Below are 15,539 nucleotides of genomic sequence, written 5' to 3'. Positions count from 1 at the left end.
CCCCCTCGTTTACCTTGGTTCTGAGTTAAGATTTCACGTTTATTTCTTCAACTTCCGTTGTAGTTCATATAGAATGTTCATAGCCTGAAGTGGCGTCATATCAAGGATATCTAGTTCCGTTAATTTTTCTAGAACACGTTTTTCTTTTTTATTTGGCGCCGAAGTTTTTACTAGTACAGGTCCTTCATCAAAGAAAGACAGCTGTCCTTCTGAATTATCTGTCTGCTCCGTTTCAGTTAGCTTGGTAGAAGCAGACTTTTCTTCTAGCGGCTCTCGGTTAACGTGCTCCGTGAGCACGGATTCACGCTCTTGGACCATGTTTCGATTTGTTACTGAAGTGCTTGTTTCACTCGACAGCTCGTCCTTCTTTTCAAGTGTTTCCAGAATTTCAGCCGCACGGTTTATTAGATCAGCTGGTAAATCAGCTAGCTGAGCGACATGAATTCCATAGCTTTTATCGGCTGCACCTTCTTTAATTTTATGAAGAAAGACGACTTTACCATTCTGTTCAATCGCAGATACGTGTACATTCTTCAGCTTCGCCAATTCTTCATCCAAAGAAGTAAGCTCATGGTAGTGTGTTGAAAATAAAGTTTTCGCACCAATTCGATCATGAATGTATTCAATGATGGCTTGCGCTAGTGCCATTCCATCGTATGTGGAAGTTCCACGACCAATTTCATCGAATAAAATCAAGCTATTTTCCGTAGCATTCGCAATCGCATTATTCGCTTCAAGCATTTCAACCATGAACGTACTTTGGCCGGAAATTAAGTCATCGGCCGCACCAATTCTTGTAAACACTTGATCAAAGACAGGGAGCACCGCTTCTGCAGCTGGGACAAAGCAACCAATTTGCGCCATGATTGCTGTTAAGGCAATCTGTCTCATATAGGTACTTTTCCCCGACATATTTGGACCGGTAATTAAAAGCAATTCACGGTCCTGGTCCATGAAGCAATCGTTCGGAACATACTCTTGCGCAGACATTACTTTTTCCACAACAGGGTGGCGACCATCTTTCAAGACCACTTTTCGTTCACCTGTAAAAAGAGGTTTCACATAATGGCGCTGCTCGCTCAATTCCGCAAAACTTGTAAGAACATCAAGCTCACTCACAGCCTTCGCAAGCGCTTGGAGTCTTGGAATGAATTCTTTTACCGTTTCCCTTATGATTACGAAAATCTCGTATTCTAGTTCAACGATTTTTTCTTCGGCCTGTAAAATTAAATCCTCTTTTTCTTTTAATTCTGGGGTAATATATCGTTCCGCGTTTGATAGTGTCTGCTTTCGCTCATATTGTCCTTCCGTTAACAGATGCAGATTCGCCTTTGTTACTTCAATATAGTATCCAAATACTCTGTTATAGCCAATTTTCAACGACTTGATGCCCGTCTTTTCTCGTTCCTGGCGCTCTAAGCTAGCAATCCAAGTCTTGCCATTTCGACTGGCATCACGATACTGATCAAGCCTATCATCATAGCCATCCTGTATGATATTTCCTTCTTTTATGGAAATTGGTGGATTTTCAACCAAGGCCTGTTCTAATAGATTGGTCACTTCTTCACACGGGTCAAGGTTTTCTGCCAATTGAACAGCAGCCTCGTCCCCCATCGCTATAAGCGTTTGTTTTAGGATAGGAATTTGCAGCAAGGATTTCTTTAATTGCACAAGGTCGCGCGCGTTGACATTTCCAAATGCGACACGTCCAGCTAATCGTTCTAAATCATAGACTTCCTTGAGCATTTCCCTAATTTCATGCCGCTCGAAAAAGCTCGTCATAAACAATTCCACAATCGATTGTCTCTGCTGAATAGCTTTTACCTGAAGCAAGGGGCGGTTGATCCATTGCTTTAACATCCTGCCACCCATTGCTGTTTTGGTTTCATCAAGTAGCCATAGGAGCGACCCTTTCTTCGCTGTTGAGCGGATGGTTTCGGTTAGCTCAAGATTTCGTTTTGAAAAGTAGTCAATTTTCATAAATTGTTCTACTTCATATGAAACCACCGGCTGCAGGTGGTCTAAACTCCGCTTTTGTGTACGATGCAGATAATTGAATAACCTTGCTGCAATCAACTGCGATTTAGAATCACTTAATCCAGAGAGAAGATGCTGATAGCTCTCATTAATTTCAATATTGTCTTCAAAGGAGAAAGCAAGTACAGACCGCTCTTTTAGTTTCCTTTGAAGCTCCTCTGGAGTAGACGAATCAAGAACTACTTCCTTCGCTCCTGATAACGATAGTTCGTTAAGAACTTCTTCCACACTATCTGAAAGAATCGTTAATCTACTTTCCCCGGTTGACAGATCACTGCAGGCGAAACCAAAGCTACCATCCTTAAAAGAAGAAACAGTTGCAATGAAGTTATTTTCCTTCTCGTTTAAGCCTCGACCTTCCATAAGCGTACCAGGCGTAATGAGCTGAACAACCTCACGTCGGACCATCCCTTTTGTGGCTTTGGCATCCTCCATTTGTTCACATATCGCGACTTTATATCCTTTTTGAATAAGCTGTTCAATATATCCTTTTGCCGAATGGTACGGGACTCCACACATTGGAATTTTGCTTTCCCCGCCGCCCTCTCGACTCGTTAATGTGATTTCTAATTCCTGTGATGCTTTTATTGCATCGTCAAAAAACATTTCATAAAAATCGCCTAGGCGAAAAAATAAAAAGGCATCCTGATAATCTGCCTTAATCTGTAAATATTGCATAATCATCGGCGTATAAGCTGCCATAAAAATCCCCCAAAATCATCTTGTTTCGACATATTTCTAAAAACCTATTATATCATAATTTCAATTTCACTTTTCCTTCCGCTCTTGATTTTTAGAGGTGAGTTCTGGAAAAAAAACAGCCTGCCCCCCTATTAAACTTCTAGTAAAAGTTGAAAAACCTCCATAAAGATTTGACTCTTTTTCTAACTCTATATGTACATCCTGTGAACCTACCACAATCCGAAAGGAAAACAGGTACAATGAAAGCAAAAACAGATTAAGAGGGTGACAACATGTCGCTTTTTACAAACTGGCTTGAAAGTCTTAGTTACGACTTAGAGGCGGCAGACCATTGCTTACGGAAAACAAGTCCATTCAGTTCCTGCACAGCTTGTATCGATAACTGTCCGGAACAGGCCATTCAAGGTGAAAAAGGGACATTAACGATAGACCATAACCGTTGCAATGGTTGCGGACGTTGCATTACTCTATGCCCTGTACAAGCATTAATGGGCGAATCACCGCGACGTCAAACATTAAATGGCATGCTTATTTTTGATGACGGTCCCTTGCCAACAATAAATGAACTTTTTTATTTATATAAAAGAGGGATACGCTCTGTCTATGTAAAAACGGAAGGGGAAGCGCTGACTGAGCTTAAGAGGATAATTGAAGAAGTTAATTCTCCGTTGGTAAAAATGGGCAAAGAGCCGATTAGTATCGCCTCTGAATTGGTGATGACTACTCCAGAGAGAAAGGTTTCAAGGCGTGATTTCTTCACAAATGTCACGTCAAGTAGCAAAAAGCTCGCACTCTCAACAGCAGCCCCTGCGAAATGGCGTTTTAATCAGGAGCAATTCAAGGTCACTGAAATGTTTGAAGGTTGGTCACTTTACTCTGTTGAGATCAATTCTAGCTGCACCCTTTGTGAGACTTGCTTTAAACTATGCCCTTCGAATGTCTTTACCTTAAAAGATAGTCAATTAGAGATCCACAGTGACAAATGTTCAGGTTGCATGCTTTGCGTAGATGTTTGTATGGATAAGGGGATCCTGATGAACCAAGAGGTCAAGGAAGCTCAACCAGTTATCATGAATGTTGAACACAACACCTGCAAAAGATGCCACTCCAGCTTCACCTCCCGGAAGAAAGAAGAGAATTGTCCCATTTGTAAAAAGCGCGCTAACTTAAACTTTCTATTTTAAGATACGGTTTAGGTTCCGTCCATCTTAATTGGGCACCACCCTCTAGCATTCCTGTTGGTCCATTTTTATAAAAGCCAAGCACTGTGAGGACATCACGGCTTGGCTTTCAAACTAGTCCATTTTGTTTTTAATGGTACTTTATCTTCTTCAAACCTACTGAATAAAAGAACAGACTAAACCCGAGTAGCACACCAACTGCTTTTACTAGAGAGGATATATGCAAACTACCACTGATGATTTCTCGTAAACCAGACATCATCCAGCTTTGTGGTACTGCTTTCGCTATCTCCTGCATAAATTCAGGCACAATCTCCAGCGGCCAATAGACTCCCCCAAGCATACAAGAACTGACAATCAGCACTGCACTTAGTGCCCCTGCCTGCTGGCTTGTTTTGACTAATCCGGCCATCATTAAGCCAAATCCCACAATGGTTAAAATGACAATGGAGGCAAACGGAATAAAATACGCTAAATTCCCCCAAACGGCTCCGAATAATGTAGACATTGCGACCATTAGCACGAGCATTTGAATCCAGCCTAGTAAAAAATAGGATAATAAATAACCGACTATCAATTGTCCTTTCGTTGCCGGTGTTGTCAACAGCCTTTGCCACGTGCCCCCTTTCCTTTCATCGAGGATAGTCGAGGCTGCGCCAGAAATTCCAAACATCATAAACATGATGGTAAAACCTACTGCCAATAAACTGACATCCTCCCCCTTATTGCCATCCTTTTGAATGATTTCACGCTCGATTTTAATTGCTTCTCTATTCGCTAGTTCTTTTAATAGGAGGGGAAACTCAACACCGTTTACTTCAGATGCTAATTGATGCGAACTGACAATGGTCCTTGCTACTCCTTCTATAATTGGTTGCAAAGCAAGGTATTCCTGAGTTTCGTGTTGATTGATTACCTCAAAAATTGGTTGCTCGTTTTCTATCTGGAGAGAGTAATCTTCAGCTAGAATAACGGCAGCAATTGCTTCCTTCGCTTTCACTTGCTCTCGCGCTTCAATTTCTTTCGCTTCCCGCCATTGATATTGAGTGTTTTCCTCTAGGAGGGCTACCGCCTCTCTGCTCGGTTCACTTTTATCCGCAACAAGAAGCACCAGGGGTTTACTTGTCGTCCCTTTACCTGAAATGCCGCCAAAGATCACACTAAAGATAAGTGGCATGACGAACATTAACACAATACCCCCTGGAGACTTCAGCATGGTTTTCAGGCGAAGCCAGGTGATGGTTAACACCTTACGCATAGGTCTTCCTCCTCTCTGCTGAAAGTCTCAGAAAAGCCAATCCAATGAAAAAAAATCCTAAAAGTAACAATATGGCTGCCTCAAAGACTACACCTTGTATCGATTCTCCAGACATTAAATCAAGGAAAGTCTGCAAAGCTAAAGCATTTGGAAAAACTTTCACCAGCTCATTTAACCAATCTGGGAAGACGTATAAAGGCACCATACTTCCCCCTGCAGCTGCTAATAGTTGTGTTCCCAGGATTCCAGCTGAATTAAAGGCTTGTTCTGTTTTTACCAAGGAACCACAAAGGACCCCTAGGCCGCAGGCGCTAAATACAAAGGCAAAGCCAACTAGTAACACACCCGCTATTGATTCTCCCCAATGAACACTGAAGAGCAAGCTTGTTCCAAGGATGATGACGGTTAATTGAATGGTCGATAGAAACAACAAACCTAGTAGTTTACCCAAAAGATATTGTGAGTGTGTTAGGTTCGAGATAAGCAGTCTGCGATAGACTTCTTGTTCTTTTTCTTCAAGCATTGCTCCCACCCCAATGACAACGGTCATCAGGAGAAACATAACCCCCATTCCAGCAGCGTAATACTGAAAAGACCCTACTTGTTTTTGATCTGGTGCGACTGTTGTTTCTTTCAGGACTGTAAAAGGAAGGTTGCTTGAAAGGAATTCAGGTGTTGACAGTATTTCTGCACTAACAGGCTTCCCTGCCTTAATCGCCGCTTCTACTGCCATTTTCATTCCAGTAGTTTCGACCCCGACCGTTGAAGAAAATTGTTGAATCACGATCTCTACGATACTCGATTGAATCTGAGCCTCCGGAACGGAGATGATATGCACCGTTGTTTCTTTCCCTGAAATCACAGATTCAGAAAAGGATGCTGGGAGAATTAGACCAACCGTTAGCTGCTTCTCGCCCAGTAAGCGACGGAGCTCTTTTTCACTATCATAGGACTCCAATCTAACTGTCGTTTCTAATCCCTTTTCAAACACCTCTTTTTCAAGAATCAGCCCAAGCTCTCCCTCATCCATATTGATGATTCCTAGTGGAAACTTCTGAATTTGCGCTTCCTCTTCTTGAAACATATTGCCGAATGCCGCACCGAGAATTCCGATTAATAGGATTGGCATAAACACTAAGGTGAGCAATGCCTTTTTGTCTCTTCCTAGTTCGACGGTATCTTTAAATGCCAGCCACCAAAAACTCATTTTCTCTCCCCCTAGTCTCGCAAACTTCTACCGGTAAGGTGCAAGAAGACACTTTCTAAGTTTGGTTCGACAATCTCAACTGCTTTTACCTGTGCCCCCGCTTTTGTTACTTGTTGAACAAGTTCTGATAAAATTTCTTGCGGTTTCTTATGGAAGACAGTCAATTTTCCCTCATTCCATTGTATATCCTCATCATGTATATCTGGTAAAAGCAACTGTACTTGTTGACGATTAGGTTCATGAGAAAATAACAAGATAATTCGCGACCGATCTCCTATGGATTCCCGTAATTCAGATATCGTCCCTTGGGCAATGAATTGACCATGATCCATAATTCCAATTCGTTCACAAAGGTACTCGACTTCCTCCATATAATGACTTGTGTAGATAACGGTCATGCCTTCATTGTTAAGTCTCCTTACCGTATCTAAAATATGTGTTCTTGACTGGGGGTCAATTCCAACTGTAGGTTCGTCCATAATGAGTAGCTCGGGTCTGTGTAAAATGGCTGCGGCAATGTTAACACGGCGCTTCATTCCGCCTGAAAAAGTTGAAACTTTATCCTTAGCCCGGTCGGCTAGTCCAATCAAGTCGAGTGCCTCATCGACCCTCTCTTTTAGCACAGGACCACTTAAGCCGTACATCCTTCCCCAGAATTTCAAATTCTCTTTAGCACTCATATTTTGATATAGTGCTATTTCCTGGGGAACAATTCCGATCAAACCTTGTGCTTTTTTAGGGGCTTGAATCATGTCGATTCCACCAACCGTGATTGTACCAGTAGAAGGCGGAAATAACCCTGTAACCATTTGAATAGTCGTGGTTTTTCCAGCTCCATTTGGTCCAAGCAGTCCATACGCTTCTCCCTTCCGGACCGAAAATGTGACACTTTTCACCGCTTCCACATTTTTAAACTTTTTTGTTAAATCCTTAACCGTGAGCAGCTCCATATTTTTCTACTCCCCCTATCTAAACTCCATCTATATTAACTATAACAAGTTTATGTGAGAATATTGCGAAATCGTTAAAATATCTTTAGATTTTAGGGTGCGAAATTTATGCAAAAAAAAACTTACGCGGCATAACTAACACAATTGGTTAGTTGTGCCGTTTCCATTTGCTTTCAATAATGTTTAAATATGCATCTGGGTCCTGTTTAAACCGTCTCTGTTTTGTGTGCTCATATATTCTACTATCCCATTTTTTGGATTCCTTTTTATAAGCAGAATAGGTGGCACTCTTAATCTTTTGCAGTCCATCCTGCTCATTTTTAACATTTTCAACGAATACGATATTTTCGCCATGACGAACAATGTAACGATTCCAAGTTCGGCTACCTGTAATCCTACGATGCCTTACCTTTGTTCTTCTAAAGAAAAGTTCAAGATCATTATTTGTCCTTGGCAAGAGTGGGAAATCATAAAATGTAAAGAGACCTTTCCAAAATCCTTTACTATATCTCATCAGATTGTCCACAAAGGCTAAATCATCTTCACGGTTTAGTTCTTTTTCTATTTGGATCAAATATCTTCTCAACCTAGATTCAACCCAAGAACTTGATTTATTTTCAGAAGGTTCCATGATTGTGGCAATCCGTTTAAAACGTCGGTCCCATCGTTTTATGAGCTGATAATCCGTTTTATAGTTATCAACATTACTGACTATTCTGAACAACTTTTTAAGTAGAGGAGTCCCCTTTTTTATCCAGGCATTTTTCAATCGAGTCCTTGATTGATTTTGTTCGCTCAAAAACTCGGGTACCTGGCAATTCAAACGGTGGCTTTCCATCTTCCAAAAGGACGGATCGAATCGCTGCGACATAATCACTCGCGATTTCTTCTTCCAATCCTGAAGGTGATTCTTCTATTTTTCTTTCGATTTCTCGGATTCCCCTTAACTTCTTTTTGATGTTTGTCTTTAACTTTCGGTCCTTTTCTACCAATGGTTTCGCGATATCTTTGAAGTAATGGAACTGACAATATTGATAAGGAATGTCAGGTGCTATTTTCTCAATTGCTAAACGGATCGACTGTTGGCCATCACTGATAAAACCTATGATAGGGTATCCCCAATCAAGGATTGGTTGAATGATTCCAATCAATTCTTGAGAGGCGCTGCTCTTTAAATTGTGTGCTGCCAAAATGGTGCCACTTAAGACCTCTCGTATGACATACAATGTTTCATTTCCTTTTTCAGGTTGAACACCATCAATGGATAAGATAAGACCACCGTTTTGTTCAACCACTTCGTTCAGAGTATCTTTCATATTATCCTGAATTGCTGATCTAAGAAGTAAGGCGTATCGTTCGTACAGTTTTTGAACTTGCCTTTCAGATATTTTCACCTGCTTCTCAGACAGGATAGTGGCGATTTCCGAACGGGTTTTATGTTCTTTGAAGCGCAAGTGTCCAATGTGTGCAATGACATCCATGCCATAGGTGATGTGTTTCATACTAAGCCGTTCTGCTTCTGCAGAACGGTAAACAGTATTGTTTTCACAAGCGTTATTTTCACAGCGATAACCCAGATTGATAACTTTAAATTCCCCTTTTAGAGTAGAGATGGTTTTTCGCCAAACAGGATGACAATAAGTTAATTTCGTGCCGCAGTTAGGGCAATTTATAATTTCAGGACTATAATAGATAGACTCGATTGGATTTAACCGGTTTTTAGTACGCATAAATAAACACCAACCTATATAATTTATAAATCTATTATAACTCATTATCACTGTTGGTGTTGTTTATTCCGTGTAAGAAAAAAAAAACTAGGAAGTACTACCTTCCTAGTTCGTGCCTATTCTTCTTCTGTTCCTAATAGGAAATCAGGATTTAAGTCTTCAAACTCTTCGTCCTCGACTTCAAGGCCCCATTCATCATCACAGTCTTCACAACCATCAGGATTGATGGCCACGCATACCTTTGTTTCACCAATCACTTCAGTCATGAATTCTCTTTCGACATGGACAATAATCTTGTTACCATTTGGTGAAATGACTGCTTCGATGCAGTTTGGCTGTTGAAGGACTTGAACGAGTACTTCATGATCATCGATGCAATCCGGGTCACGGTACTTTAATTTGATGACATCACAATATGTCACTTTTTCAGTAACAACTTCTGTTCTTGTATTATCATCAAAAGAGTACCAACAGTTTATATCATAAGAACCATTGACTTCAACTGTTTTTCCGGACTTTTTCGCCTTATATTTGTGGTTGATGACCCAGCAGCCAAGAATACTACTTGGATCATGTGGTGGGCAAATCGTATGATTGGACTGTGTAAATTTACGTCCCTTCGCTACGACGGCTTTCGTGATAATCTCTCTGTATTCTCCCATTGCGAGCGAACCCTCCTCAATCAGTTTCAATTCATCCTATGCGGGACAGTAGACTAGTGTGCGAGGTGATTTTTATCTAAATCCCAAGGATTATCAAAGGCATACAACATGATATGCCCAACACGATGAAAGGTTCTTAAAGGGCTCAGAAAGGAGAAAAAAATAAGGTGTCAGGCGCTAACCATTAACTGGAAGGACCTGACACCTTATAGAATTTAATGGCTGCAGCTTGAGCCTTTGGCTAGTTCTGCGCCTGTTTGGCCGCGTAGGACGTCTCCACCAGTTGAGGTAAGGATTTCATCTGTCACGGTGTTCGAGATTGTTGAGGCAATAATTTGCAATAAATCGTTGACTTCAATTTGTGATTCTTTAAACTGTTGAACCACTGGAATTGCGTCTAATTCTGCTTCAAGCTTAGCAATTTTATCTTCGGTTTTTTTAAGGGCTTCAGGCTTCCCGTAGTGTTGAAAGTTTACGGCTTGCTTTTGCAAGCCCTTAATAGAAGAAATCAGCATGCTGACCTTTTCATTGCTATGAATTTGTGCTTCCGCACGCTTAAAGAAATCCACTTCTTCTGTTTCTGCAACCATTTTTGCAAGCTGTTGTGCTTGAGCGATAATATCGTCTTTATTGTATTTTGCCATCCTATTTCACCTCAGCTGATTGTAGTTCTTCGACCATTTCCCCATTTAAAGACCAAGTCTTTGCATCTGTAATCTTCACTTTCACAATTTTACCAATTGCTGTTTTTGGTCCGACGAAGTTTACTAGCTTACTTTTATTTGTATAGCCAGCCAGGACATCAGGGTTGTTCTTGCTTTCCCCTTCAACAAGAACTTCTAATGTTTGACCTTTGTACTTTTCCATTGCTTTCGCAGAAAGTTCATTAACAAGGGCATTCAACCGTTGAAGACGCTCTTTTTTAACCTCCATCGGTACATTATCCTGCATTTTCGCTGCTGGTGTACCTTCTCGTGGAGAGTAGATAAATGTATAAGCAGCTTCAAAGCCTACTTCCCTATATAAGGATAAAGTTTCTTCAAACTGCTCCTCTGTTTCATTCGGGTACCCGACAATAATATCGGTTGTTAACGAAACATTCGGAATGGCTGCTTTAATTTTACTTACGAGCTCTAGATATTGCTCACGGGTATATTTACGTGCCATAATTTTCAGGACATCTGTCGAACCTGATTGAACCGGAAGATGAATATGATCCATTAAGTTGCCGCCTTTAGCTAGAACTTCAATTAAATGATCATCAAAATCCCGTGGATGGCTAGTTGTAAAGCGAATACGTGGAATCCCAATGTGGCGAATCTCGTCCATTAAATCACCAAGGCCATATTTACGGTCATCGAAATCTTTTCCATAAGCATTCACGTTTTGTCCAAGCAAAGTAATTTCTTGATACCCTTGAGCTGCTAGTTCACGAACTTCCTGGATAATTTCATCTGGGCGGCGACTGCGTTCTTTCCCACGAGTAAACGGAACAATACAGTACGTACAGAATTTATCACAGCCATACATGATGTTGACCCAGCCTTTTATTTTTCCACGGCGGACTTTAGGAAGGTTTTCAATGACATCCCCTTCCTTTGACCATACCTCAACAACCATTTCCTTCGACATATAGGCTTCTTGTAGGATATTTGGCAAACGGTGGATATTATGAGTACCAAAAATGATATCTACTTGGTTATATGTCTTGAGGATTTTATTTACTACGGATTCTTCCTGTGACATACATCCACATACTCCTAAAAGCAAATCAGGTTTTTCAGTTTTCAAATGCTTCAAATGACCAAGCTCGCCAAACACCTTATTTTCAGCATTTTCACGAATCGCACATGTATTCAAAAGAATGACGTTGGCATCATCAACCGAATCCGTTGGTTCATAACCTAAGGCCATAAAGATCCCAGCCATTACCTCTGTATCATGTTCATTCATCTGGCAGCCGTATGTCCGAATATAGAACTTTCTACCTTTTCCCATTCCGCGGAATTCCTCGGAAATTTGGAAATCATCATGGTACTTAACCTCTTCTTTGCCACGTTTTTTTGCATCCTTTAAGGAAGGTGGCACAAAAACCGTTTCAAAGTACTTGCTGTAGTCCTTATCGGATTTTTTGTCCGAAGGATTAGCCGTTTGAACTTGCTGGCCTTCTAGGCGTTGGTTTTCATTCATATTGTTTCTCCTTTCTTTCCTTAAAATAAAAAAATGAAAGTTTTTAAAGATATTAACATACAATAAGTAATTATAACGGTTATAGGACTCACAAACAATATCATATGTCACTGTTCTAGCGCTAAGTACTGTTATCTTCTCAAAAAACTATACTATCTTACATTATAGTAAAATAACAAACTGTAACCAAGAACAATAATTACCATGGAGCATTATGAGAAATACTACAAAGATTATTCAGAGGAAATAGATTCATGATTCGTCCATGGTAACCGAATCTAGTGCTCTTCATACGCAACATGCGCCATGGATCCTTCATGGTGACCGGATCTCATTCTCTTCAGACGAAACGGGCTTCATGAAGCCTTTATGGTGACCAAATCTAGTGCTCTTCTCATAAAACGGGCGCCATGAACCCTTTATGGTGACCAAATCTAGTGCTCTTCTCATAAAACGGGCGCCATGAATTCTTCATGATGACTGAATCTCATTCTTTTCAGACGAAACGGGCTTCATGAACCCTTTATGGTGACCAAATCTAGTGCTCTTCTCATAAAACGGGCGCCATGAATTCTTCATGATGACCAAATCTCATTCTTTTCAGACGAAACGGGCTTCATGAATCCTTTATGGTGACCAAATCTAGTGCTCCTCTCATAAAACGGGCGCCATGAATCCTTCATGATGACCGAATCTCATTCTCTTCAGACGAAACAGGCTTCATGAAGCCTTTATGGTGACCAAATCTAGTGCTCTTCTCATAAAACGGGCGCCATGAACCCTTTATGGTGACCGAATCTCATTCTCTTCAGACGAAACAGGCTTCATGAATCCATTTTCGTGACCGGATCCTTTTCCATAGAAAAAACCCCAACAACATGGTTGGGGTTTCCTTTAATTAAACAAACTCTGCAGTTAGCTTATCAAAGTATTCTTGATCAAGTGTTAAGTCTGCTTCAGTAAGTGGTTTTTCGGAAAATCCACTTAATAACTCTTGGTATGATTGACGTTCTGTATTCTGGTAGATTAAACCAGTTACAAGTCCATCATGCTTCATCAAGGTTTGCATTGCATCTTCGCGATTTGAAGGATCATATCCCTCAATATCACTAAGCTTTGTAAGATTCTCTTTGAACCAATCATACGTATTTACCTTATTATAAGTAACACATGGGCTAAATACGTTAATCAAAGAGAAACCTTTATGTTTAATCCCTGCTTCGATTAAAGCAGTCAAATCTTTTAGGTCAGTTGAAAAGCTTTGTGCGACAAAGGTTGCACCAGCTGTAAGTGCCATTTCCATCGGGGAAATCGCTTGTTCAATCGAACCAGCAGGTGTTGACTTTGTTTTGAAGCCAGCAGCTGAACGTGGGGATGTTTGTCCCTTTGTTAAACCATAGATTTGGTTGTCCATTACGATATAAGTAATATCGATGTTACGGCGAATTGCATGAATGGTATGCCCCATCCCAATTGCGAATCCATCTCCGTCTCCACCAGAGGCAATGACCGTTAAATCGCGGTTTGCCATTTTAACACCTTGAGCGATTGGGAGCGATCTTCCGTGAATTCCATGGAAACCGTATGAGTTAATATATCCTGAAATACGCCCAGAACAGCCGATTCCGGAAACAACGGCCAATTGCTCAGGCTCTAGTCCAACGTTCGCTGCAGCACGCTGCATGGCTGCCTGAACTGAGAAATCGCCACAACCAGGGCACCAGTTAGGTTTTACATTGTTTCGAAAGTCTTTAAATGTAGCCATTTAGAACAACTCCTTGCATTTCGAGTGAATTTCGTGCGGCAAAAATGGATTTCCATCATATTTCAGCACTTTATGAACCTTTTCGGCATGGCCGACGTTCATTTTTAGAATATTCGCTAGCTGACCTGTCGCGTTGTTTTCAATAACAGCAATTTTCTTAGCCGATTTCACAAGTGGCAAGATGTCGTCAACTGGGAATGGGTGGATTAAGCGAACTTGAGCATGGTTTACTTTCACACCATCCTGCTCTAATCGTCCCATTGCCTCCTCAATTGCACCTCTTGTTGAGTTAAAACCAACGATTAACAAATCTGCTTCCTCATGCGGAGCGTTCTTATGGACTGGCGTATTGAATTTAAGATTATCGATCTTACGGAAACGCTTATCCATCTGTGCGATACGGTTAGCCGCTGACTCAGAAGGTTTACCTGTTTCCTCATGCTCTACACCCGTAACATGATGGATACCATTCTTCATTCCAGGAATCGTACGTGGGGAAACCCCATCTTCTGTTACTTCGTAGCGCTTAAAGTAAGCTTTGCTGTCAAGCTCAGGTAGTTCACTAGTTTGAAGCTTACCTCTGCGAATTTCTACCTTACTAAAATCTAGTGGTTCTACTGTTTGCTTTCCAAGAGAAAGCTGCAGGTCAGATAAGATGATGACTGGGCATTGATATTCCTCTGCTAGATTGAAAGCTTCTGCAGTGTCATAGAAAGCCTCTTGTACGGTACTAGGTGCCATAACAATCTTTGGGATTTCTCCATGTGTACCATAAATCATTGCCATCAAGTCAGATTGCTCTTGCTTAGTTGGAAGTCCAGTAGATGGGCCTCCACGCTGTGTGTCAACAATTACTAATGGTGTTTCCGTAATTCCTGAAAGACCAATTGCTTCCATCTTTAAGGAAAGACCAGGACCAGCTGAAGCTGTTATTGCACGCACACCACCATAGTTTGCGCCAATCGCCATTGTTGCTGCTGCGATCTCATCTTCCGTTTGAATAACCGCCCCACCAACTGCTGGTAGTTTCTTAATTAAATATTCCATAATCTCAGACGCTGGTGTAATTGGGTAAGCAGCCATAAATCGACATCCCCCAGCAAGCGCACCCATTGCGATTGCGTCGTTCCCAATCATGAATAAACGCTTTTGGCCATCTGCTTTTTCAAGCTCCATGGCACCGACCTTTGAGCCTAATTGTTCTTTCATATATTCATAGCCAGCTTTAATGGCTTCCATATTCTTTTCGACCACTTGTTGGCCTTTGCGTCCAAAGATTTCTTGTACGACTTCTTCGAATACTTGAATATCTAAGTCTAGAACTGCACTTGTTGCTCCAATTGCAACCATGTTCTTCATTAGGGACGTGCCAAGTTCAGTAGCAATCTCCGTGAATGGAACCGCATACAATGATGCTTCAGTATCTTCCGGTTTTGTTGGTCCAAATTTCGCATCAGCCATTATGACACCATTACTATGAAGCTCTTTATAATTCACATCAATGGTCTCTTGGTCAAATGCTACAAGGATGTCCAAATCATCGGAAATAGAACGAACTTGTGTCGTACTAACACGAATTTTGTTATTCGTATGGCCACCTTTAATACGTGAAGAAAAGTGACGATAACCATATAAATAATAGCCCAATCGGTTTAGGGCAATTGCAAAAATTTCTCCGGTACTTTCAATTCCTTCGCCTTGCTGTCCTCCAACTTTCCATGAAAGTTGATTGATCATCTCCTACACCCCTTTAGGTACGTTAAAAAATATGTAATTCTATTCCATTAATAATTTTAGCACTTTTCCAAGTAATTCACTAGAAATAACGCTTTAGCTTTTACTATAAAATTAACAACT

General features: G+C 41.0%; 12 protein-coding genes. 1 reads left to right on the top strand and 11 read right to left on the bottom strand.

The genetic code is table 11. The features are described from left to right. Positions 1–39: 39 nt before the first annotated feature. Positions 40–2,739 (bottom strand): DNA mismatch repair protein MutS, encoded by a 2,700-nt coding sequence (gene mutS, locus LG336_RS05470; protein WP_404331554.1) that lies wholly within the window; start codon positions 2,737–2,739, stop codon positions 40–42. Between the two features lie 272 nt (positions 2,740–3,011). On the opposite strand from mutS, the gene LG336_RS05465 reads away from it, so the two are divergent. Continuing rightward, positions 3,012–3,923 carry a 4Fe-4S binding protein gene (locus tag LG336_RS05465; RefSeq protein WP_404331553.1) on the top strand — a complete coding sequence of 304 codons (912 nt, stop codon included), beginning with the start codon at positions 3,012–3,014 and terminating at the stop codon, positions 3,921–3,923. Positions 3,924–4,050: 127 nt separating this feature from the next. Here the strand turns inward: LG336_RS05465 and LG336_RS05460 are convergent, their stop codons facing one another. The 10 genes from LG336_RS05460 to LG336_RS05415 form a co-directional block, all read right to left on the bottom strand. Continuing rightward, positions 4,051–5,178, bottom strand: coding sequence for an ABC transporter permease (locus LG336_RS05460; protein ID WP_404331552.1), 1,128 nt, complete (start codon positions 5,176–5,178; stop codon positions 4,051–4,053). Next, positions 5,171–6,385, bottom strand: coding sequence for an ABC transporter permease (locus LG336_RS05455; protein WP_404331551.1), 1,215 nt, complete (start codon positions 6,383–6,385; stop codon positions 5,171–5,173). Before LG336_RS05455 ends, LG336_RS05460 begins: the two co-directional genes overlap by 8 nt. An 11-nt stretch (positions 6,386–6,396) precedes the next feature. Beyond that, positions 6,397–7,335 (bottom strand): ABC transporter ATP-binding protein, encoded by a 939-nt coding sequence (locus tag LG336_RS05450; protein WP_404331550.1) that lies wholly within the window; start codon positions 7,333–7,335, stop codon positions 6,397–6,399. Positions 7,336–7,483: 148 nt separating this feature from the next. Further along, a complete protein-coding gene (locus tag LG336_RS05445; RefSeq protein ID WP_404331454.1) occupies positions 7,484–7,909 on the bottom strand; it encodes a hypothetical protein in 426 nt (141 codons plus the stop codon). A gap of 154 nt (positions 7,910–8,063) precedes the next feature. After that, positions 8,064–9,065: a transposase gene (locus LG336_RS05440; protein WP_404331453.1), complete on the bottom strand. Its 1,002-nt coding sequence runs from the start codon at positions 9,063–9,065 to the stop codon at positions 8,064–8,066. A gap of 116 nt (positions 9,066–9,181) precedes the next feature. Continuing rightward, positions 9,182–9,727 (bottom strand): outer spore coat protein CotE, encoded by a 546-nt coding sequence (locus tag LG336_RS05435; RefSeq protein ID WP_404331549.1) that lies wholly within the window; start codon positions 9,725–9,727, stop codon positions 9,182–9,184. A 215-nt stretch (positions 9,728–9,942) separates the two neighbouring features. Next, the gene (locus LG336_RS05430; protein ID WP_404331548.1) at positions 9,943–10,371 is read right to left on the bottom strand and encodes a RicAFT regulatory complex protein RicA family protein; all 429 of its coding nucleotides are present in this window, start codon (positions 10,369–10,371) and stop codon (positions 9,943–9,945) included. A gap of 1 nt (position 10,372) precedes the next feature. Then, positions 10,373–11,917 carry a tRNA (N6-isopentenyl adenosine(37)-C2)-methylthiotransferase MiaB gene (gene miaB, locus LG336_RS05425; RefSeq protein WP_404331547.1) on the bottom strand — a complete coding sequence of 515 codons (1,545 nt, stop codon included), beginning with the start codon at positions 11,915–11,917 and terminating at the stop codon, positions 10,373–10,375. A gap of 898 nt (positions 11,918–12,815) precedes the next feature. Further along, positions 12,816–13,682 carry a 2-oxoacid:ferredoxin oxidoreductase subunit beta gene (locus LG336_RS05420; RefSeq protein WP_404331546.1) on the bottom strand — a complete coding sequence of 289 codons (867 nt, stop codon included), beginning with the start codon at positions 13,680–13,682 and terminating at the stop codon, positions 12,816–12,818. Continuing rightward, complete coding sequence (locus LG336_RS05415) at positions 13,683–15,419, bottom strand: 2-oxoacid:acceptor oxidoreductase subunit alpha (protein WP_404331545.1); 1,737 nt, start codon at positions 15,417–15,419, stop codon at positions 13,683–13,685. It abuts the gene before it with no gap. Positions 15,420–15,539: the final 120 nt, after the last annotated feature.

This window comes from Mesobacillus maritimus (assembly GCF_044803185.1).
Classification (GTDB): Bacteria; Bacillota; Bacilli; order Bacillales; family Cytobacillaceae; genus Mesobacillus_B; species Mesobacillus_B maritimus_B.
This window is presented reverse-complemented; position numbering and strand designations above follow the sequence as displayed.

Bases quoted from the DNA above. Each gene is read 5' to 3' on its own strand.
- LG336_RS05460 (WP_404331552.1), bottom strand. From the start codon at position 5,178: ATGCGTAAGGTGTTAACCATCACCTGGCTTCGCCTGAAAACCATGCTG.
- LG336_RS05465 (WP_404331553.1), top strand. From the start codon at position 3,012: ATGTCGCTTTTTACAAACTGGCTTGAAAGTCTTAGTTACGACTTAGAG.
- mutS (WP_404331554.1), bottom strand. From the start codon at position 2,739: ATGGCAGCTTATACGCCGATGATTATGCAATATTTACAGATTAAGGCA.
- LG336_RS05455 (WP_404331551.1), bottom strand. From the start codon at position 6,385: ATGAGTTTTTGGTGGCTGGCATTTAAAGATACCGTCGAACTAGGAAGA.
- LG336_RS05420 (WP_404331546.1), bottom strand. From the start codon at position 13,682: ATGGCTACATTTAAAGACTTTCGAAACAATGTAAAACCTAACTGGTGC.
- miaB (WP_404331547.1), bottom strand. From the start codon at position 11,917: ATGAATGAAAACCAACGCCTAGAAGGCCAGCAAGTTCAAACGGCTAAT.
- LG336_RS05440 (WP_404331453.1), bottom strand. From the start codon at position 9,065: ATGCGTACTAAAAACCGGTTAAATCCAATCGAGTCTATCTATTATAGT.
- LG336_RS05430 (WP_404331548.1), bottom strand. From the start codon at position 10,371: ATGGCAAAATACAATAAAGACGATATTATCGCTCAAGCACAACAGCTT.
- LG336_RS05415 (WP_404331545.1), bottom strand. From the start codon at position 15,419: ATGATCAATCAACTTTCATGGAAAGTTGGAGGACAGCAAGGCGAAGGA.
- LG336_RS05450 (WP_404331550.1), bottom strand. From the start codon at position 7,335: ATGGAGCTGCTCACGGTTAAGGATTTAACAAAAAAGTTTAAAAATGTG.
- LG336_RS05435 (WP_404331549.1), bottom strand. From the start codon at position 9,727: ATGGGAGAATACAGAGAGATTATCACGAAAGCCGTCGTAGCGAAGGGA.